This window comes from Streptomyces sp. NPDC057616, from assembly GCF_042800575.1.
GTDB lineage: Bacteria > Actinomycetota > Actinomycetes > Streptomycetales > Streptomycetaceae > Streptomyces.
Genome location: NZ_JBHVGU010000031.1, coordinates 88,301 through 106,212, shown reverse-complemented (window position 1 = coordinate 106,212; position 17,912 = coordinate 88,301). Strand labels below are relative to the sequence as shown.

At 73.5% G+C, this 17,912-nt stretch carries 15 protein-coding genes and 1 pseudogene; 13 read left to right on the top strand and 3 right to left on the bottom strand.

Annotation, left to right across the window (positions count from 1 at the left end):
* Nucleotides 1-607 (top strand): annotated as a pseudogene (locus tag ACFU97_RS32830) (primosome assembly protein PriA); the annotation flags it as partial.
* A 269-nt stretch (nucleotides 608-876) separates the two neighbouring features.
* On the opposite strand, the gene ACFU97_RS32825 reads toward ACFU97_RS32830, so the two are convergent.
* Complete coding sequence (locus tag ACFU97_RS32825) at nucleotides 877-1,419, bottom strand: hypothetical protein (protein WP_384264036.1); 543 nt, start codon at nucleotides 1,417-1,419, stop codon at nucleotides 877-879.
* A gap of 271 nt (nucleotides 1,420-1,690) precedes the next feature.
* Here ACFU97_RS32825 and fmt point away from each other — a divergent pair, with 271 nt between their 5' ends.
* Both fmt and ACFU97_RS32815 read left to right on the top strand, forming a co-directional pair.
* Nucleotides 1,691-2,623, top strand: a complete 933-nt coding sequence (gene fmt / locus ACFU97_RS32820; RefSeq protein WP_384264034.1) for a methionyl-tRNA formyltransferase — start codon at nucleotides 1,691-1,693, stop codon at nucleotides 2,621-2,623.
* Nucleotides 2,624-2,729: 106 nt separating this feature from the next.
* Nucleotides 2,730-4,148: an RsmB/NOP family class I SAM-dependent RNA methyltransferase gene (locus tag ACFU97_RS32815; RefSeq protein ID WP_384264033.1), complete on the top strand. Its 1,419-nt coding sequence runs from the start codon at nucleotides 2,730-2,732 to the stop codon at nucleotides 4,146-4,148.
* Here ACFU97_RS32815 and ACFU97_RS32810 read toward each other — a convergent pair.
* On the bottom strand, nucleotides 4,129-6,288 hold the full coding sequence (locus ACFU97_RS32810) for an MMPL family transporter (protein WP_384264032.1): 2,160 nt from the start codon (nucleotides 6,286-6,288) through the stop codon (nucleotides 4,129-4,131). The genes ACFU97_RS32815 and ACFU97_RS32810 overlap by 20 nt on opposite strands.
* A 134-nt stretch (nucleotides 6,289-6,422) precedes the next feature.
* On the opposite strand from ACFU97_RS32810, the gene rpe reads away from it, so the two are divergent.
* The 9 genes from rpe (at nucleotide 6,423) to ACFU97_RS32765 (ending at nucleotide 16,193) form a co-directional block, all read left to right on the top strand.
* The gene (gene rpe, locus ACFU97_RS32805) at nucleotides 6,423-7,109 is read left to right on the top strand and encodes a ribulose-phosphate 3-epimerase (protein WP_384264030.1); all 687 of its coding nucleotides are present in this window, start codon (nucleotides 6,423-6,425) and stop codon (nucleotides 7,107-7,109) included.
* Nucleotides 7,110-7,199: 90 nt separating this feature from the next.
* Entirely contained in the window at nucleotides 7,200-8,243 is a 1,044-nt protein-coding gene (locus ACFU97_RS32800; RefSeq protein WP_384264029.1) for a sugar-binding transcriptional regulator, read from the top strand.
* Nucleotides 8,244-8,376: 133 nt separating this feature from the next.
* The gene (locus ACFU97_RS32795) at nucleotides 8,377-8,691 is read left to right on the top strand and encodes a barstar family protein (RefSeq protein ID WP_384264028.1); all 315 of its coding nucleotides are present in this window, start codon (nucleotides 8,377-8,379) and stop codon (nucleotides 8,689-8,691) included.
* A gap of 131 nt (nucleotides 8,692-8,822) precedes the next feature.
* Entirely contained in the window at nucleotides 8,823-10,265 is a 1,443-nt protein-coding gene (locus tag ACFU97_RS32790) for a GuaB1 family IMP dehydrogenase-related protein (RefSeq protein ID WP_384264057.1), read from the top strand.
* Between the two features lie 222 nt (nucleotides 10,266-10,487).
* Nucleotides 10,488-11,972 (top strand): amino acid permease, encoded by a 1,485-nt coding sequence (locus ACFU97_RS32785; protein ID WP_384264027.1) that lies wholly within the window; start codon nucleotides 10,488-10,490, stop codon nucleotides 11,970-11,972.
* 10 nt (nucleotides 11,973-11,982) lie between these two features.
* Nucleotides 11,983-12,435, top strand: coding sequence for an Lrp/AsnC family transcriptional regulator (locus tag ACFU97_RS32780; RefSeq protein ID WP_384264026.1), 453 nt, complete (start codon nucleotides 11,983-11,985; stop codon nucleotides 12,433-12,435).
* A gap of 154 nt (nucleotides 12,436-12,589) precedes the next feature.
* Entirely contained in the window at nucleotides 12,590-13,798 is a 1,209-nt protein-coding gene (locus ACFU97_RS32775) for an MFS transporter (RefSeq protein ID WP_384264025.1), read from the top strand.
* Nucleotides 13,799-13,857: 59 nt separating this feature from the next.
* A complete protein-coding gene (locus tag ACFU97_RS32770; protein ID WP_384264024.1) occupies nucleotides 13,858-15,819 on the top strand; it encodes a nitrate- and nitrite sensing domain-containing protein in 1,962 nt (653 codons plus the stop codon).
* On the top strand, nucleotides 15,816-16,193 hold the full coding sequence (locus tag ACFU97_RS32765) for a DUF742 domain-containing protein (RefSeq protein WP_384264023.1): 378 nt from the start codon (nucleotides 15,816-15,818) through the stop codon (nucleotides 16,191-16,193). The genes ACFU97_RS32770 and ACFU97_RS32765 overlap by 4 nt, the downstream gene beginning before the upstream one ends.
* Nucleotides 16,194-16,236: 43 nt before the next feature.
* On the opposite strand, the gene ACFU97_RS32760 is transcribed toward ACFU97_RS32765, so the two are convergent.
* Nucleotides 16,237-16,779, bottom strand: a complete 543-nt coding sequence (locus ACFU97_RS32760; RefSeq protein ID WP_384264022.1) for a hypothetical protein — start codon at nucleotides 16,777-16,779, stop codon at nucleotides 16,237-16,239.
* A 296-nt stretch (nucleotides 16,780-17,075) separates the two neighbouring features.
* On the opposite strand from ACFU97_RS32760, the gene ACFU97_RS32755 reads away from it, so the two are divergent.
* Nucleotides 17,076-17,864 (top strand): carbon-nitrogen hydrolase family protein, encoded by a 789-nt coding sequence (locus tag ACFU97_RS32755; RefSeq protein WP_384264021.1) that lies wholly within the window; start codon nucleotides 17,076-17,078, stop codon nucleotides 17,862-17,864.
* Nucleotides 17,865-17,912: the final 48 nt, after the last annotated feature.

Below are 17,912 nucleotides of genomic sequence, written 5' to 3'. Positions count from 1 at the left end.
GGGCGCGCCCGCGCTGGTCGTGAGCACGCCGGGGGCCGAGCCGGTCGCCGAGGGCGGATACGCGGCGGCGCTGCTGCTGGACGGCTGGGCCATGCTCGGGCGCCCTGACCTGCGCGCCGGTGAGGACGCGCTGCGGCGCTGGATCGCGGCCGCCGCACTCGTCCGGCCGCAGGGCGCCGGGGGCACCGTGGTCGTCGTCGCCGAGCCGACGCTGCGGCCGGTGCAGGCGCTGGTGCGGTGGGACCCCGTCGGCCACGCGGTGCGCGAGCTCGCCGAGCGCGCCGAGCTCGGCTTCCCGCCGGTGTCGCGGATGGCGGCGGTGTCCGGCCCCGCGGAGGCGATCGCCGAGTTCCTCGGCACGGCCGAACTGCCGCGCGAGGCCGAGGTGCTGGGCCCGGTGCCGCTGCCGGTCACCCGCACGGGCGGTCCACGCCGGCCGGGGGCGCCGCCTCCGGGCGAGCACTGGGAGCGGGCCCTGGTCCGCGTCCCACCGGGCAGCGGTGCCGCCCTGGCCGCGGCGCTCAAGGCCGCGCAGGCGGCACGGATGGCGCGGGGGCCGGGGGAGGCGGCGGTCCGGGTACGGATCGATCCGCCGGACATCGGGTGAGACGGCCGCGCCGTGCCGGTGCGGACCTCCGGACGCGAGCATGTGCGGGACACCGTGCCGGGCGCGCCCGCGCTGGTCGTGAGCACGCCGGGGGCCGAGCCGGTCGCCGAGGGCGGATACGCGGCGGCGCTGCTGCTGGACGGCTGGGCCATGCGCTCCGACCTGCGCGCCGGTGAGGACGCGCTGCGGGCGCCGGGCACTCCCGTGCACCCGCATACGTCTGCCCTCCCGGTTCACGCCGGGAGGGCAGGAAGGCGGTGGAAGGCGGCTCAGCCGTTGCGCGGGCCGGGGAAGGCCGTCGGCCTGACCTCGTCGCGGAGGGAGGGGCTGCCGGCCGTCGGCTGGGTCGGCATGGAGCGGGCGGCGGGAACCGTCGGCATCGCCTGCACGCCGGTGTTGACGCCGACCGGGCGGGGCGCTGCCGGCTCGGCCGTCCGCTCGGTCTCGGCGGCCGCCTGGGTCGCGGCGCGACGGGCGCCGTAACGGCGGTGCACCGCCTGCTTGGTGACCCCGAGCGCGGAACCCACCGCGTCCCACGAGAAGCCGAGGGAGCGGTCGAAGTCGACCGCCGCCGTGACCAGGGTCTCGACGCTGTCCCGCAACTCCTGGGCGAGGCGCACCGTCGGGGCGGGGGCGCGTCCGTAGACGACGAAGCCCGTGGAGGGACCGGAGCGGCGCGGGCGGTAGACGTTGCCCAACTGGGCGGTGAGGGTGCGCAGTGCGTCCACCTGCCGGCGGACCCGCTCGATGTCCCGCACCAGCAAGTGCAGGCTGGCCCGAGCCTGGGCGTCGTGGGTTGCGTGGTCGGCCATGAACAAGCCTCTCGAACCGGCGTTGAAAACGGATCCGGGCCGCGCGGTCGCGGCCCGATGTGGTCAACTCTCACTTGACCAACGTGTTTTTGCTCCGGGGGTCACGCTCAGGGGGCGTAGGGGCATATGCATACGCCCCCAGGGGTGGCCGCGCGCCGCGGACCCCGGCGGAACCCGTGGCGTCCGCGCACGTGGACGCGGTGCCGCGAGGCCGGGGTCATAGACTTGTACGTCGCCGCAACAGCCCCAGCCCGAGAGGCCCCGCCCACCCATGAAGCTCGTCTTCGCAGGTACCCCCGAGGTCGCCGTTCCCGCCCTGGACGCTCTCATCGCCTCCGAGCGGCACGAGGTCGCCGCCGTCGTCACGCGGCCCGACGCACCGGCCGGCCGGGGCCGCAGGCTGATCGCGTCCCCCGTGGCGCAGCGGGCCCAGGAGGCCGGCATCGAGGTGCTGAAGCCCCTCAAGCCGCGGGATCCCGACTTCCTGGAGCGGCTGCGGGAGATCGCCCCCGACTGCTGCCCCGTCGTCGCCTACGGCGCCCTGCTGCCCCGCGTCGCCCTCGACATTCCCGCCCACGGCTGGGTCAACCTGCACTTCTCGCTGCTGCCGGCCTGGCGCGGCGCCGCGCCCGTGCAGGCCGCGATCATGGCCGGCGACGAGATGACGGGCGCCTCCACCTTCCTCATCGAGGAGGGGCTCGACTCCGGTCCCGTCTACGGCACCGTCACCGAGGCGATCCGGCCCACCGACACCAGCGGCGACCTGCTGACCCGCCTCGCCTTCGCCGGCGCGGGACTGCTCGCCGCCACCATGGACGGCATCGAGGACGGCAAGCTGAAGGCGGTGCCGCAGCCCGCCGACGGCGTCAGCCTGGCGCCGAAGATCACCGTCGAGGACGCCGGGGTCGACTGGTCCACCCCGGCGCTCCGGGTCGACCGGGTGGTGCGCGGTTGCACGCCGGCCCCCGGCGCCTGGACCACCTTCCGCGGCGAGCGCCTGAAGCTCATTCAGGTCGCGCCCGTGCCGGACCGTACCGACCTCGCCCCGGCGCAGCTGGCCGTCGGCAAGAACAGCGTGCACGCCGGGACCGGTTCGTACGCCGTCGAGCTGCTGTGGGTGCAGGCCCAGGGCAAGAAGCCGATGCGGGCGGCGGACTGGGCGCGCGGCGCGCGCATCGAGGACGGGGAGGCGCTCGGCGGCTAGGGCCTGCCGGGCAGGCCCTGGCCGGGGCGACGTTCCGGGCGGCGGCGGTACGGGCGCGACGTAGGCTTGGTGCGTACCTCTCCCAGACATCCGGAGCACCTTTTTCGTGAGCGACACCTCCCGTGGGCCGCGCAGGCCCGGCAAGCCCTACCGGCGGCCGAAGAAAGACCCCGTCCGCATCCTCGCCTTCGACGCGCTGAGGGCCGTGGACGAGCGGGACGCCTACGCCAACCTCGTGCTGCCGCCGCTGCTGCGCAAGGCCCGGGAGAAGGACGACTTCGACGCGCGGGACGCGGCGCTCGCGACCGAGCTGGTGTACGGGACGCTGCGGCGGCAGGGGACGTACGACGCGGTCATCTCCGCCTGTGTGGACCGGCCGCTGCGCGAGGTCGACCCGCCGGTCCTGGACGTGCTGAGCCTGGGGACCCATCAGCTGCTCGGGACGCGCATCCCGACCCATGCCGCCGTGTCCGCCACCGTCGAGCTCGCCCGGGTCGTGCTCGGCGACGGGCGGGCGAAGTTCGTCAACGCCGTGCTGCGCAAGGTCGCGCAGGCCGATCTCGACACCTGGATCGAGCGCGTGGCACCGCCCTACGACAAGGACCCCGAGGACCATCTCGCCGTCGTCCACTCGCACCCGCGCTGGGTCGTCTCCGCGCTGTGGGACTCCCTCGGCGGCGGCCGGGCCGCCATCGAGGAGCTGCTGGCGGCGGACAACGAACGGCCCGAGGTCACCCTCGTCGCGCGGCCCGGGCGGTCCACCACCGAGGAACTGCTCGGCGAGGAGGCCGCCGTGCCGGGCCGCTGGTCGCCGTACGCGGTGCGGCTGACCGAGGGCGGCGAACCCGGGGCCATCGAGGCGGTACGGGACGGCCGGGCCGGCGTGCAGGACGAGGGCAGCCAGCTGGTGGCCCTCGCGCTCGCCGCAGCGCCCGTCGAGGGACGCGACGAGCGGTGGCTCGACGGGTGCGCCGGGCCCGGCGGCAAGGCCGCGCTGCTCGCGGCGCTCGCCGCCGAGCGCGGTGCCGTCCTCCTCGCCGCCGAGAAGCAGCCGCACCGCGCGGGCCTGGTCGCCAAGGCGCTGGCGGGCAACCCCGGGCCCTACCAGGTCATCGCCTCCGACGGGACGCGGCCGCCGTGGCAGCCCGGCTCCTTCGACCGTGTGCTGATGGACGTGCCCTGCACCGGGCTCGGCGCGCTGCGCAGGCGGCCCGAGGCCCGCTGGCGGCGCCGTCCCGAGGACCTGGACGGGTTCGCACCGCTGCAGCGCGCCCTGCTGCGCAGCGCCCTGGACGCCGTACGGGTCGGAGGTGTCGTCGGCTACGCCACCTGCTCGCCGCACCTCGCCGAGACCAGGGCCGTCGTCGAGGACCTGCTCAAGCAGCACCCCGACGCCGAACTCATCGACGCGCGCCCGCTGCTGCCGGGCGTGCCGGATCTCGGCGAGGGCCCCGACGTCCAGCTGTGGCCGCATCTGCACGGGACCGACGCCATGTACCTGGCGCTCATTCGGAGGACTGGCTGACCCGGTCCTGAGCGGGCGGGGCGGCGGCGGCCGGGCCGTCCTGCCGCGACAGGTGGTGCGGCCACCACACCTTCTTGCCGACGTCGAGGAAGAGCGAGGTGACCAGCACCGACCGGACGATGAAGGTGTCCAGCAGCACGCCCAGCGCCACCGCGAAGCCGATCTCCGCGAAGCCCACCATCGGCAGGGTGCCGAGGGCGGCGAACGTGCCGGCGAGCACCAGTCCGGCCGAGGTGATGACCGCGCCGGTCGCCGCGAGGCCGGTGACCACTCCGGGGCGGGTGCCCTGGCGGATGGCCTCCTCACGGATGCGTGTGGTCAGGAAGATGTTGTAGTCGATGCCCAGGGCCACCAGGAAGACGAAGACGAACAGCGGGAAGGCCACGTCCTCGCCCGCGTAGTCGAAGACATGGCGGAAGGCCAGCGCGCTCAGCCCCAGGGCGGTGGCCAGGGAGAGCATCACGGTGGCGATGAGCAGCAGGGGTGCCACGAGCGCGCGCAGCAGGACGCTGAGCACCAGCAGCACGACGACCAGGACCAGCGGGATGACCAGGTAGTTGTCGTGGGTCTGGGCGTTCTCCATGTCGATCAGGGCGGCGGTGCCCCCGCCGACCTGGGCGTCGGCCCCGGGTACCGCGTGCACCGCGTCGCGCACCCGCTCCACGGTCGCCTTCGCCGCGTCGCTGTCCGACGGGGCACGCATGGTCGCCTCGAACAGCACCTGCCCGTTGTGCTCGGGTGCCGTGCCGGGCGGCACGCCGATGCTCTGCGGCACGACCCCGCGATCGGCCGCGACCGCGCGGCCCACTTCCACGGCCTGCGCCTTGTTCGAGACGATCACGAGCGGATCGCCGGTGCCCGCGGGGAAGTAGCGCGCGGACACCTTCTGGCCGGTGATCGAGTCCGGTGTGTTGGTGAAGGCGTCCGCGTTGGCGATCCCCGCCGCGCGCAGCTGGAACAGCCCCAGGGACAGGACGATCAGCACACCGGCCGTGATGCTCCAGACCAGGCGCGGGCGGCGGGCGAAGTTGTGGCCCATACGGGCCCAGACGCCCCGCTCGGTCGGGTCGGCGGACCCGAGGTGCGGGACGGCCGGCCAGAAGATCCAGCGCCCGAAGATCAGCAGCAGGGCCGGGAAGAGCGTGAGCATGGCCAGCAGGGCGACCGTCACGCCGATGGCCGCCACCGGGCCCAGGCCGCGCGTCGAGTTCATCTCGGCGACCAGCAGCACCAGCATGCTCAGCACGACCGTCAGACCGGAGGCCAGCACCGCCGGACCGGCACGGTTCATGGCGAGTTCCATCGCCTCGTGGCGGTCCTCGTGGCGGCGCAGCTCCTCCCGGTAGCGGGCGACGAGCAGCAGCGCGTAGTCCGTGCCCGCGCCGAACACGAGCACCGTGAGGATGCCGGCGCTCTGCCCGTTGACCGTCAGACCGGCGTGTTTGGCGAGCAGATAGATCAGTGCCTGCGCCGTGAACAGGGCCACCACCACCCCGAGGAGCGGCACGAACAGCAGCGTGGGACTGCGGAACGTCAGCAGCAGCATCACGACGACGACGGCCATCGCGGAGAACAGCAGGGTCGAGTCGATGCCCTCGAAGGCCTTGGAGAAGTCCGCGGACGTGCCGCCGGGCCCGGTGATGTGCACGGCGAGCCCACCGCCGCCCTTGCCCACCTGGTCGCGGATGGAGTCGACCGCGGGCGCGATGCGCTGCCACCCCTGCGCGTCCATGGTGATCGGCACGTAGATCTGGGCGGCGCGCGGGGCGAGCCGGCGGTCGTAGACGGGACCGCGGGTCTCCGCGCCGCGGATGCCGTGGGCGCGCAGGGCCCTGATCTGCCGGGCGTCCTCGGCGATCTGCGCCCGGTCCCGGACCGTGAGGCCGCCGTCGCGTGCGTAGACGACGACGGCGGGGATCTGCTCGGGCCGGAAATGCTGCGAGGTGCTCAGCACCTGGGTGGACTCGGCGGAACCCGGCAGCCACGACTGGGCGTCGTTGTCCTGGGCGTCGCTGAGTTTCGCCCCGAACGGCGCGGCGATCACCAGGATCACCAGCCACAGGGCCACGATCAGCCACTTCGAGCGCCTTCCGCACACGATCCGGATGGCGTTCCGCTTCCAGGTCTGGAGCTGCCTCATGGCTACCCCCGTAGACAATTCCGGCGCCGCTCGGCGGCCCAGCATGGCACGGGCCGCCCGCGGGCAACATCCGTTGAACGGCTTAGGTCTGGACCGGCGCGAACAAACGTGCCCGGACATGGCAGGCTTGGGTCATGGCCGCGCAGATCAACCCCAGCATCCTGTCCGCCGACTTCGCCCGCCTCGCGGACGAGGCGAAGGCGGTCGAGGGAGCCGACTGGCTCCATGTCGACGTCATGGACAACCATTTCGTCCCGAACCTCACGCTCGGCGTGCCGGTCGTAGAGTCCCTGGCCCGTGCGACGGACACCCCGCTGGACTGCCATCTGATGATCGAGGCCCCCGACCGGTGGGCACCTCAGTACGTCGAAGCGGGGGCCTCCTCCGTCACCTTCCACGTCGAGGCGGCCACCGCCCCGGTGCGGCTCGCCCGGGAGATCCGGGCCAAGGGCGCCCGCGCGTCCATGGGACTCCGGCCCGCGACGCCCATCGAGCCGTACGAGGACCTGCTCCCCGAGCTCGACATGCTGCTGATCATGACGGTGGAGCCGGGCTTCGGCGGGCAGGCGTTCCTCGACATCATGCTCCCGAAGATCCGGCGCACCCGCGAGTTGATCAGCAAGCACGGCCTGGAGCTCTGGCTCCAGGTCGACGGAGGTGTCTCGGCCTCCACCATCGAGCGCTGCGCCGAGGCCGGCGCGGACGTCTTCGTGGCGGGATCGGCGGTCTACGGGGCCGACGACGCCGCCGAGGCGGTCCGTGCACTGCGCACCCAGGCGGACGACGTGATCTCGAAGGCGTCCTGGGCATGCGACCACTGACCGACAGGAACGTGAACAGCTACATGAACGGCGCCCATCAGGGCGGATCAAGTACGCCGAATCTGCAAGGATGAACGGCGAATCCAGTGCGTGAACAGCAGTGAGGAGATCGCCGTGTCGGGTATGACGGCGGGCCGGTCAGCAGTGCGGATGGGACCCGCTGAGCTGGTGCAGGCGGCGGCCATGGCCCGCCGCTTCTACCTCGAGGGCAAATCGAAGATCCAGATCGCGGAGGAGTTCGGCGTCAGCCGCTTCAAGGTGGCCCGGGTCCTGGAGACGGCGCTCGAACGAGATCTCGTACGCATCGAGATCCGTGTCCCCGCAGAGCTGGACGCCGAGCGTTCGGACGCGCTGCGCGCCCGCTACGGCCTCCGGCACGCGGTCGTGGTCGAGTCCCCGGCCGAGGCGGAGGAGACGCCCGACCCGGAGAACCTCGGCGAGGTGGCCGCCGACCTGCTCGGCGAGCTGGTGAGCGAGGGCGACGTGCTCGGTCTCGCCTGGGGCCGCTCCACCATCCACATGGCCGCGGCCCTCGACCGGCTGCCGCCCTGCACGGTGGTGCAGCTGACGGGCGTGTACGACGCCGGGACCGCCGAGCGCGGCTCGGTCGAGGCGGTCCGCCGCGCCGCCCAGGTGTCGGGCGGCGACGCCCACCCCATCTACGCGCCGATGCTGCTGCCGGACGCCGCCACCGCGGCCGCCCTGCGCAACCAGACCGGGATCGCCCGGGCCTTCGAGTACTTCGACAAGGTCACGGTCGCCTGCGTCTCCATCGGCTCCTGGGAGCCGGGCATCTCGACGGTGCACGACATGCTGAGCGACGAGGAGCGCGCGCACTACGCCTCGCTGGGTGTCGCTGCCGAGATGTCCGCGCACCTGTTCAACGCCGAGGGCCGCCGGATCGGCCGGGACCTGGGAGAGCGCTGTATCACGGTCAAGACCGACCAGCTGCGCCGCATCCCCGAGGTCGTCGCGATCGCGGGCGGCGCGCGCAAGGCGAGCGCGATCGACGCGGTGCTGCGGTCGGGTCTCGTCACCAGTCTGGTGACGGACACCTCGGCCGCGGATGCCTTGATGGCGGCGGGCCCGGCGCCCAGGCCGGCCCTCAACCGGGCCGACCCGGACGGTCCCTGACGGAGCGTCGGGCGGGAGACGGCCGCGGTGGCGCCGCCCACCGGGTGCCGCGGTTCGTCCCCCGCGCCCGGTCCGGCACGCCGATGCCCCCCCACGACCGACCCCCCCCACGACTCGTTCAGGCGGTGCCGCAATGACGGAGCTCGTCGTCACGCTCGACCTCGACGGGGTCACGGACAAGGCGGGCCTGATGGACCGCTGCGCGCGTGCCCTGCGGCTGCCCGACTGGTTCGGCCGCAACTGGGACGCCCTCGCCGACAGCCTCGGCGACCGCACGGTCTGGCCCGAGGGCGCGGCGGAGCGGGGGCTGCTGCTCGTCGTGCGGGACTGGCGCGCGTACGCCAAGGCGCGGCCCGACGAGTGGGAGACCGCCCAGGAGGTCTTCGCCGAGGCGGCCGACCGAACCCCCGCCCTCTCCGTGGCCCTCGCCCTTGGAGGATCCTCCTAAGGGCCCCCTGACCTGCCTGGACGATCTGCCCGGGCATCGCATTCCAGCCGACATGGGACAATGAAGTACGTGCTCTTCCCCCTGGCTGACCTGTCCGGGGGCCACCTCTGATCGACTGGGATGTGCAGCACGTGCGTTTCCTCAACGACATCCAGCCCGCGTACGACCTGACGTACGACGACGTCTTCATGGTCCCGAGCCGCAGCGCCGTCGGCTCGCGGCAGGGTGTGGACCTCAGCTCCCCGGACGGCACGGGCACCACGATCCCGCTGGTCGTCGCCAACATGACCGCCATCGCCGGCCGCCGTATGGCCGAGACGATGGCCCGGCGCGGCGGCCTCGTGGTCATCCCGCAGGACATCCCGATCGAGGTCGTCACCGAGGTCGTCGCCTGGGTGAAGAGCCGCCACCACGTGCTGGACACCCCGATCGTCCTCACCCCGCACCAGACCGTCGCCGACGCGCTGGCCCTGCTGCCCAAGCGCGCGCACAACGCCGGCGTGGTCGTCGACGAGGACGGCCGGCCCGTCGGTGTCGTCACCGACCAGGACCTGACCGGCGTCGACCGCTTCACGCAGCTCGAGGTCGTCATGTCCAAGGACCTGCTGCTCCTGGACGCCGGCATCGACCCCCGCGAGACCTTCAACCGCCTTGACACGGCCAACCGGCGCTACGCGCCCGCCGTCGACGCGGACGGCCGCCTCGCCGGCATCCTCACCCGCAAGGGCGCCCTGCGCGCCACGCTCTACACCCCGGCCGTCGACGCACAGGGCAAGCTGCGCATCGCCGCCGCCGTGGGCATCAACGGCGATGTCGCCGGCAAGGCCAAGCAGCTGCTCGACGCGGGCGTGGACACGCTCGTCATCGACACCGCGCACGGCCACCAGGAGTCGATGATCAGCGCGATCCGCGTAGTGCGGGCGCTCGACCCGGCCGTCCCGATCGTGGCCGGGAACATCGTCGCCGCGGAGGGCGTGCGGGACCTGATCGAGGCGGGCGCGGACATCATCAAGGTCGGTGTCGGCCCGGGCGCGATGTGCACGACCCGCATGATGACCGGCGTCGGCCGGCCGCAGTTCTCCGCCGTCCTGGAGTGCGCCGCCGAGGCGCGGAAGTACGGCAAGCACGTCTGGGCCGACGGCGGGGTGCGCCACCCGCGCGACGTCGCCATGGCGCTGGCGGCCGGCGCCTCCAACGTGATGATCGGCTCCTGGTTCGCGGGCACCTACGAGTCCCCGGGCGACCTCCAGCAGGACGCCAGCGGCCGCCTGTACAAGGAGTCGTTCGGCATGGCCTCGGCACGCGCGGTCCGCAACCGCACGTCCGAGGAGTCGTCGTACGACCGCGCCCGCAAGGCGCTGTTCGAGGAGGGCATCTCCACCTCCCGGATGTTCCTCGACCCGGGCCGTCCGGGCGTCGAGGACCTGATCGACTCGATCATCGCCGGCGTCCGCTCCTCCTGCACCTACGCGGGCGCCAACTCCCTCGCCGAGTTCGCCGAGCGGGCCGTCGTCGGCATCCAGAGCGCCGCGGGCTACGCGGAGGGCAAGCCGCTGCACGCCAGCTGGATGTGAGGCGACCGGCCGCCCGCGCACAACGAATGGGCGAGCCGTCCGCGAGGAACGCAACGATCTTGCGCGCACGTGCAAGGTTGCTGCATTACGCCCGTGAAGGGCGGCCCCGTAGGGTCATGCGCTGTACGTGGCGTGGCGGGGACCCCGCTCGGTGGGTCCCTGCTCGCGCAGGGACGCCGCCGGTCCCCGCAGCCCTGACCGCAGTGACGAAGGAGTCAGCGCGTGCTCGACCAAGGCGCACCCCCGCACGACCGCACCACCACCGCCCCACCGTCCCCGGGGGTGGCCGCGCGCCTCATGCGCCGCAAGCCGGTGGAGCGCCTGGTCGCGGAGGGCGGGCAGGGCGAGGGAGGGACCCTGCGTCGCTCCCTCGGGCTCTGGCAGCTCACCATGATCAGCATCGGTGCCACCCTCGGCACCGGCATCTTCGTGGTCCTCGGCGAGGCCGTCCCGAAGGCCGGCCCGGCCGTGACCCTGTCCTTCGTGATAGCCGGCCTGACGGCGCTCTTCTCCGCGCTGTCGTACGCCGAACTGGCGGGCACGATCCCGGTCGCCGGGTCCTCCTACTCGTATGCATACGCAACCCTGGGCGAGCTGATCGCCTGGATCTGCGGCTGGTGCCTGATCCTCGAGTACGGCGTCTCGGTGGCCGCCGTGGCCGTCGGCTGGGGCGAGTACCTCAACGAGCTGCTCGACGGCACGATCGGCGTCACCATCCCGGACGCGCTGTCCGCGCCGCCCGGCGACGGCGGCATCTTCAACCTGCCCGCCCTGATCGTGGTCCTGCTGGCCATGGCGTTCCTGCTGGGCGGCGCCCGGGAGTCCGCCCGCGCCAACACGATCATGGTCTGCGTGAAGATCGCCGCACTGGTGCTCTTCTGCGCGATCGGCATCCAGGGCTTCCGCTCCGGCAACTACGCCCACTTCATGCCGCTCGGCATGGCGGGGGTCAGCGCGGCGGGCGCCACGCTCTTCTTCTCGTACATCGGCTTCGACGCCGCCTCCACCGCCGGTGAGGAGGCGAAGAACGCGCAGCGCGACCTGCCCCGCGCGATCATGCTCTCGCTGGTCATCGTGACGGCGCTGTACGTCCTGGTCGCCGCGGTCGCCGTCGGCGCCAAGCCCTGGCGGCAGTTCACCGACTCCGAGGCCGCGCTCGCCCAGATCATGCGCGAGGTCACCGGCCAGACCTTCTGGGGCACGCTGCTCGCCGCCTGCGCGGTCGTCGCCATCGCGAGCGTCGTGCTGACCGTCCTCTACGGCCAGACCCGCATCCTCTTCGCGATGTCCCGGGACGGGCTCGTGCCCAAGGTGTTCGCGAGGGTCCACCCGAAGACCGGCGCGCCGCGCGCCAACACGGTCATCGTCTCGCTGTTCTGCGGCGTCCTCGCCGCCGCGATCCCGCTCGGCCAGCTCGCCGACGCCACCAGCATCGGCACCCTCTTCGCCTTCGCGCTGGTCAACGTCGCCGTGGTGGTGCTGCGCCGCACCCGCCCGACCATGAACCGCACCTTCCGCGTCCCGCTGTCGCCGCTCCTGCCGGCCCTGGGCTTCGCCTTCTGCGTCTGGATGATGGGCAGCCTGTCCGCCGTCACCTGGGTGGTCTTCGGGGTCTGGATGGCGGTCGGGCTCGTGGTGTACTTCGGATACGGCCACCGCCGCTCCCGCCTCGCCACGCGAGAAGCCCTCGCGACCGAAGAGAAGTGAACCACCAGCAGTGCTGAACGATCTCGACGAACGCATCGTGCACGCCCTCGCCGAGGACGCCCGCCGCTCCTTCGCGGACATCGGGCAGCTCGTGGGCCTCTCCGCCCCCGCCGTGAAGCGGCGGGTGGACCGGCTGCGCGCCACCGGGGCCATCACCGGCTTCACCGTGCGGGTGGACCCGGGGGCCCTCGGCTGGGAGACCGAGGGGTTCGTCGAGATCTACTGCCGGCACAACACCTCGCCGGACACCATCCGGCGGGGCCTGGAGCGCTACCAGGAGGTCGTGGCCGCCTCCACGGTCACCGGCGACGCGGACGCCGTCGTCCAGGTCTTCGCCTCCGACATGCGGCACTTCGAGCGGGTCCTGGAGCGCATCGCGGGGGAGCCCTTCGTCGAGCGCACCAAGTCCGTGCTGGTGCTGTCGCCGCTGCTGCGCCGCTTCTCGTCGGGTTCGCCGACGTAGAACGCCTGCCGGCCGTAATTCCCCGGCCGGCCGCGCCGGGTCCGCCTACCATCGGTGTCATGACCTGGCGACATTGATCCACCAGCCGTGCCTCCCGAGGACCGCCTCGGACGCCGTACCTCCGGCGTCCGATCCGCCCCTTCGGGAAGGCCTCATGACACTCTCACCTGCGCGCGTGCCCACCACCGCCGGCGTCCGCCGGCTCACGGCCGCGCTGTACGGCTACGCGTTCCTCGACGACTTCGTCCTGCTCTACCCGGTGTACGCGCTGCTCTTCAGCGACACCGGCCTGTCCCTGTGGCAGATCTCCTCGCTCTTCGCCGTCTGGTCGCTCACCGGCGTGCTGCTCGAAGTGCCCTCCGGCGCCTGGGCCGACGCCGTCTCCCGGCGCCTGCTGCTGTGGCTGGGCCCGCTGCTGACCGCCGTGGGCTTCGCCCTGTGGGTGCTCACCCCGTCGTACTGGGCGTTCGCCCTCGGCTTCTTCCTGTGGGGCGCGCGCGGCGCCCTCGGCTCCGGCGCCCTGGAGGCCCTGGTCTACGAGGAGCTGGCGCGGCTCGGCGCGGCCGGGCGGTACGCCCGCGTCATGGGCCGGGCCCGGGCCGCGGGCCTGGTCGCCGTCATGGCGGCGATGGGGCTCGCCGGTCCCGTGTTCGCCTGGGGCGGCTATCCGGCCGTGGGCGCGGCAAGTGTCCTGGCCTGTCTGGCGAGTTCGCTGACCGCCACCCGGTTCCCCGAGGACCGCAAGGCGGTACGGAGCGAGGACGGGGGCTGGGCCGCGACGCTGCGGGACGGCCTGGCCGAGGCGCGCCGAGACCGCCCGCTGCGCGGCGCGCTCCTGCTGGTGCCCGCGGTCGGGGCCGTGTGGGAGGCGCTCGACGAGTACACCCCGCTGCTGGTGCGCGACACCGGCGTCGCCGAGGCGACGGTGCCGTATCTGCTCCTGCTGATCTGGGCGGGGGCGACCGCCGGAAGCCTGCTCGCCGGGCCGTGCGCGCGGCTGGGCACGGCGGGCCTCGCGGCGGTGCTCACCGGTGCGGCACTCGCGCTCGCCGTGGGCGCCGCCGCGCGGACACCGCTCGCCCTCGGGCTCGTGGCCCTCGCGTTCGGCGGCTTCCAGCTGGCGACCGTGCTCGCCGATGTGCGCCTCCAGCGGCGGCTGGACGACACGGCCCGGGCCACGCTGACCTCGGTGGCGGGGCTCGGCGGCGATCTCGCCACGGTCGTGGTCTACGGCCTGTACGCGGCCGTCGCGTCGCGATCCGCGCACAGCACGGCCTTCGCGGTGTTCGCGGTGCCGTATCTCGTCACCGCGGTGCTGCTGATGCTCGGGAGGCCATTGCGGTCCCGGCGCGGCATCCCGTAGGTTGTCCGGCATTCGCTACCGACGGGTAACACTGGCGGGTAACACTCCAGGGGGAGAGCATGCGCCGGCTCATCGGCCGTCCGAGGACGGTCCGCTCCCGGATCGTGGCACTGGCGCTCGCTCCCGTGCTCGCCCTCCTGGTGCTGTGGGGCTTCGCCATGGTGTCCGTCACCGGCGAACTGCGCGCGCTCGTGCGGGTGCAGGGGGTCTACGAGGAGTTCGGCACCCCCGTGGACACGGCCGTCGGGCAGATCCAGATCGAACGGCGTCTCTCGGCCGCCTACCTGGGCACCGACCGGCGCTCGCCCCCCATCGTGGGCCTGATGGAGCAGCAGCGCCGCACGGACCGGGCCGTGAACGCCATGCGCGACGCCGTCAGGAACGGCGACCGGGACCTGCTCACCGCGCGGCAGCGGCAGGCGCTGGACGCCATGGTGGCGGCCGCCGGAAAGCTGGAGGGCCTGCGGGAGCGGGTGCTGTCCCGGGACATCTCCTGGGACCGGGCGGTGAGCGAGTACAGCGCCCTGGTGGCGCCCGGCTTCGACGTGCAGTCGACGCTCACCGCACTGCAGGCCGGACAGCTCGCGCGGGAGGCGCAGGTCGTCGTCGAGCTGGTCCGGGTGCGGGAGTTCGTGTCCCGGGAGGACGCGCTGGTCGCCGGGGCGCGGGCCGCCGGGGCGCTCACCGACCGGCAGTACGACACCCTCACGGCGACGGTCGAGGACCGGCGGGTCTTCGAGCGGACGTACGTGCCCGACCTGCCGGGCGACTCGCGGGCGCTGTTCGAGGACTTCCAGCGCGAGCCGCTGCATCGCGCGCTGGTCGGCGGCGAGGACGCCCTGCTCAGGGCCGGAGCGGCGGGGGCGGGCGACGCCGTCGCCGCCGACACCTGGCGCTCCACCACCGACCGCGTGGTCAAGCGCTACATGCAGCTGTGCACCCGGTCCGCCGAGAACTCCGCGGGGCGCGGACGGCAGTTCGCCTACCGGGAGCTGACCAAGGCCGTCGTCGTCGGCGCGTTCGGGCTCGCGGCCGTGGCCCTGTCGTGGTGGCTCGCGGTGCGCGGAGCGCGCCGGATCTCGCGCCGCCTGGAGCGGCTGCGCGACGCCGCCGACCTGCTCGCCACGCGCCAACTGCCCGACGTGATGGCACGGTTGAGCGCGGGCGAGGACGTGGACGCGGTCGCCGAGGCGCCGCCGCTCGCGGACGGGGAGGCGGGCACCGACGAGATCGGCGACGTGGGGCGCTCCTTCAACACCGCCCGGCTCGCCGCCGTCGAGGCGGCCGTGCAGCAGGCGGCCCTGCGCCGGGGCCTGTCCGCGGTGCTGCTCAACATCGCCCGCCGCAACCAGTCGCTGGTGCACCGGCAGCTCAAGCTCGTCGACACCCTGGAGCGGCGCACCGGCGACCCGGACGTCCTGGAGCAGCTCTTCCGCATCGACCACCTCACCACGCGGATGCGGCGGCACGCCGAGAACCTCATCGTCCTCTCCGGCGCGGCACCCGGCCGCAGATGGCGGCGCCCGGTGCCCGTCGCCGACGTCGTCGCCTCCGCGGTCGGCGAGATCGAGGCCTACGCCCGGGTCGAGGTGCCGCCGATGGTGCGGGTGGGCGTGGCGGCGGACGCCGTCGCCGACGTGGTCCACCTGATCGCCGAACTCGTCGAGAACGCCACGGTGTTCTCGCCGCCCGACACCCGGGTGACCATGCGCACCGACCGCACGGGCGGCGCCTTCGTGCTGCGGATCGACGACCGGGGGCTCGGCCTCGACGCCGGCCATCTGGCGGAGGCGCAGCGGACGATCAGCGCCCCCGACGACTTCGACCCGACCCGGCACGATCGGCTCGGCCTGTACGTCGTCGGCCGGCTCGCCGCGCGGCACGGCATCGAGGTCGAGCTGGGCCCGTCACCGTACGGCGGGACGACGGCGGTGGTCTCGCTCCCGGCGACGGTGCTGGCCGAGGAGGGCCACGGCACCGAAGGGACGGGGGACGTCTCGGCGCGGGCGACCCTGCCGTGAGCGACGAGCACTGGTACGAGGACGAGACCGGGGCGATGGTGCGGCCCTACACCGTCACCCGGGGCCGCACCCGCCCCTCCGACGGCCACCGGATCGACCTGATGTCGCAGGTCATCGCCCTGCGCGACGGTGACGCGCCGTCCGCCGCCGACCACGCGGGCGCCCGGCTGCTCGCCCTGCTGCGTTACGGTCCCCGGCCGGTCGTCGAGCTCGCCGCGGACGCCGACCTGCCCCTGACCGTCGTGCGCGTCCTGCTCGGCGACCTGGCCGAGACCGGCCTCGTCCGCATCGACGCGCCGCGGCCGGCACCGGGCGGGCCGGCGGCCGACCCCGACCTGCTGCGGGAGATCGTCGAACGGCTGCGCGCGCTCTGACCCAGGCCGGACGGAAGGGGGGGGCGACCAGAAGGCGGGCCTGCTAGAAGTCCGGGTGCCAGGGCACGACCTTGAAGTCCCCGGTGCCCTTCCTGACCTTCTCGAACGGCGCCGAGCTGATGCACTTCGGCAGGTCCTTGGGCCCCATGTCCTCGCTCGCCGCCCAGCTGTAGCCGAGCCGGTCGATCCCGCCGGTGTCGTGGACGCTGATGCCCACCCGGTGCCCCTCGACCCCCTCCAGGTCCGTGTCGGTGATGACCCCCGAGACGACGGCCACCTTGCCGCCCGTGACCAGGCAGTCGACCTTCGCCTTCGCCCAGCCGCCCTCCCCGTTCGCCGCGTAGTGGCTCCACCGGAAGGTCCCGGTGGCCTTGAGCGGGTTGCCGTGGTCCTTCGCCGCCAGGTGCGCGTCGAAGGTGAAGGTGATGTCGTCCCCGGCGACCCGGTACAGCTTCGCGGTGCCGGTGAGGGCGGCGGCCTCGCGCGGCGGGTGGCTGTCGGTCCCGTACGCCACGGCGGAGCCGGTCGCCCCGGTGGCGAGCAGGAGCACGGCCCCGAGCACGGCGATCTTCGTACGGCGCTGCATGACGGTCCTTTCTGCAGGTGAAGCGGACGGTCACCACTGTTCCGGCGCCGGCCCGCCACCACATCGCACCCGGGTCGGCACCCCGTCTCCGCCGTCCGGCGGGGGCCGGTCGCGCACACTGCGCCCCCAGGAGGAGCGGACCCGCGCCCGCGGGCGCGCAACGAATCGCCGCCGGGCCGGGTGCGGACGCAACGAACCGCTCACCGGCGCGCAACGGCTCCTTCTTGCCGGTGCCGGGCGCGCGACCGTACCGTCTAGTTGCCCCCCACACGCACCCGTACCGGTGAGGAACACGCATGCGTACCGCCCTGCTCCAGAGCTCCGGCCGCCCCGGCTCCGTCGCCGAGAACCTCAAGGTCCTCGACGCCGCCGCGGGCCGTGCCGCCGCCGCGGGCGCCGCGCTGCTGGCCGCGCCGGAGATGTTCCTGACCGGGTACGCGATCGGTGACGACATCGCCCGCCTCGCCGAGCCCGCCGACGGCGACTCCGCGGACGCGGTCGCCGACCTCGCGAGCCGGCACGGCCTCGCGATCGCCTACGGCTACCCGGAGCGCGACGGCGGCACGGTCTTCAACTCCGCCCAGCTGATCTCCGCCGCCGGCGACCGCCTCGCGAACTACCGCAAGACCCACCTCTTCGGCTGCTTCGAGCGCGACCACTTCACGCCGGGCGAGCAGCCGGTCGTCCAGGCGGAGCTGGACGGGCTGACCGTCGGCCTCATGATCTGCTACGACGTGGAGTTCCCGGAGAACGTCCGCGCCCACGCCCTGGCCGGCACGGACCTGCTCGTCGTGCCGACGGCGCAGATGCACCCCTTCCAGTTCGTCGCCGAGTCGATGATCCCGGTGCGCGCCTTCGAGAACCAGATGTACGTCGCCTACGTCAACCGGGTCGGCCGGGAAGGGGAGTTCGAGTTCGTCGGCCTCTCCACGCTGGCCGGTCCCGACGGGATCGCGCGCACCCGCGCCGGACGCGGTGAGGACCTCGTCGTCGCCGACGCCGACCCCGCCTTCCTCGCCGCCTCCCGCGAGGCGAACCCGTACCTAGAGGACCGCCGCCCCGGCCTGTACGGATCCCTCGCCTGAACCCCCCTGAGCATCCCCCGAGTTCGTCCCCCGCAAGGAGCCCGTACC

Bases quoted from the DNA above. Each gene is read 5' to 3' on its own strand.
- ACFU97_RS32825 (WP_384264036.1), bottom strand. From the start codon at position 1,419: ATGGCCGACCACGCAACCCACGACGCCCAGGCTCGGGCCAGCCTGCAC.
- fmt (WP_384264034.1), top strand. From the start codon at position 1,691: ATGAAGCTCGTCTTCGCAGGTACCCCCGAGGTCGCCGTTCCCGCCCTG.
- ACFU97_RS32810 (WP_384264032.1), bottom strand. From the start codon at position 6,288: ATGAGGCAGCTCCAGACCTGGAAGCGGAACGCCATCCGGATCGTGTGC.
- rpe (WP_384264030.1), top strand. From the start codon at position 6,423: ATGGCCGCGCAGATCAACCCCAGCATCCTGTCCGCCGACTTCGCCCGC.
- ACFU97_RS32795 (WP_384264028.1), top strand. From the start codon at position 8,377: ATGACGGAGCTCGTCGTCACGCTCGACCTCGACGGGGTCACGGACAAG.
- ACFU97_RS32775 (WP_384264025.1), top strand. From the start codon at position 12,590: ATGACACTCTCACCTGCGCGCGTGCCCACCACCGCCGGCGTCCGCCGG.
- ACFU97_RS32770 (WP_384264024.1), top strand. From the start codon at position 13,858: ATGCGCCGGCTCATCGGCCGTCCGAGGACGGTCCGCTCCCGGATCGTG.
- ACFU97_RS32760 (WP_384264022.1), bottom strand. From the start codon at position 16,779: ATGCAGCGCCGTACGAAGATCGCCGTGCTCGGGGCCGTGCTCCTGCTC.
- ACFU97_RS32755 (WP_384264021.1), top strand. From the start codon at position 17,076: ATGCGTACCGCCCTGCTCCAGAGCTCCGGCCGCCCCGGCTCCGTCGCC.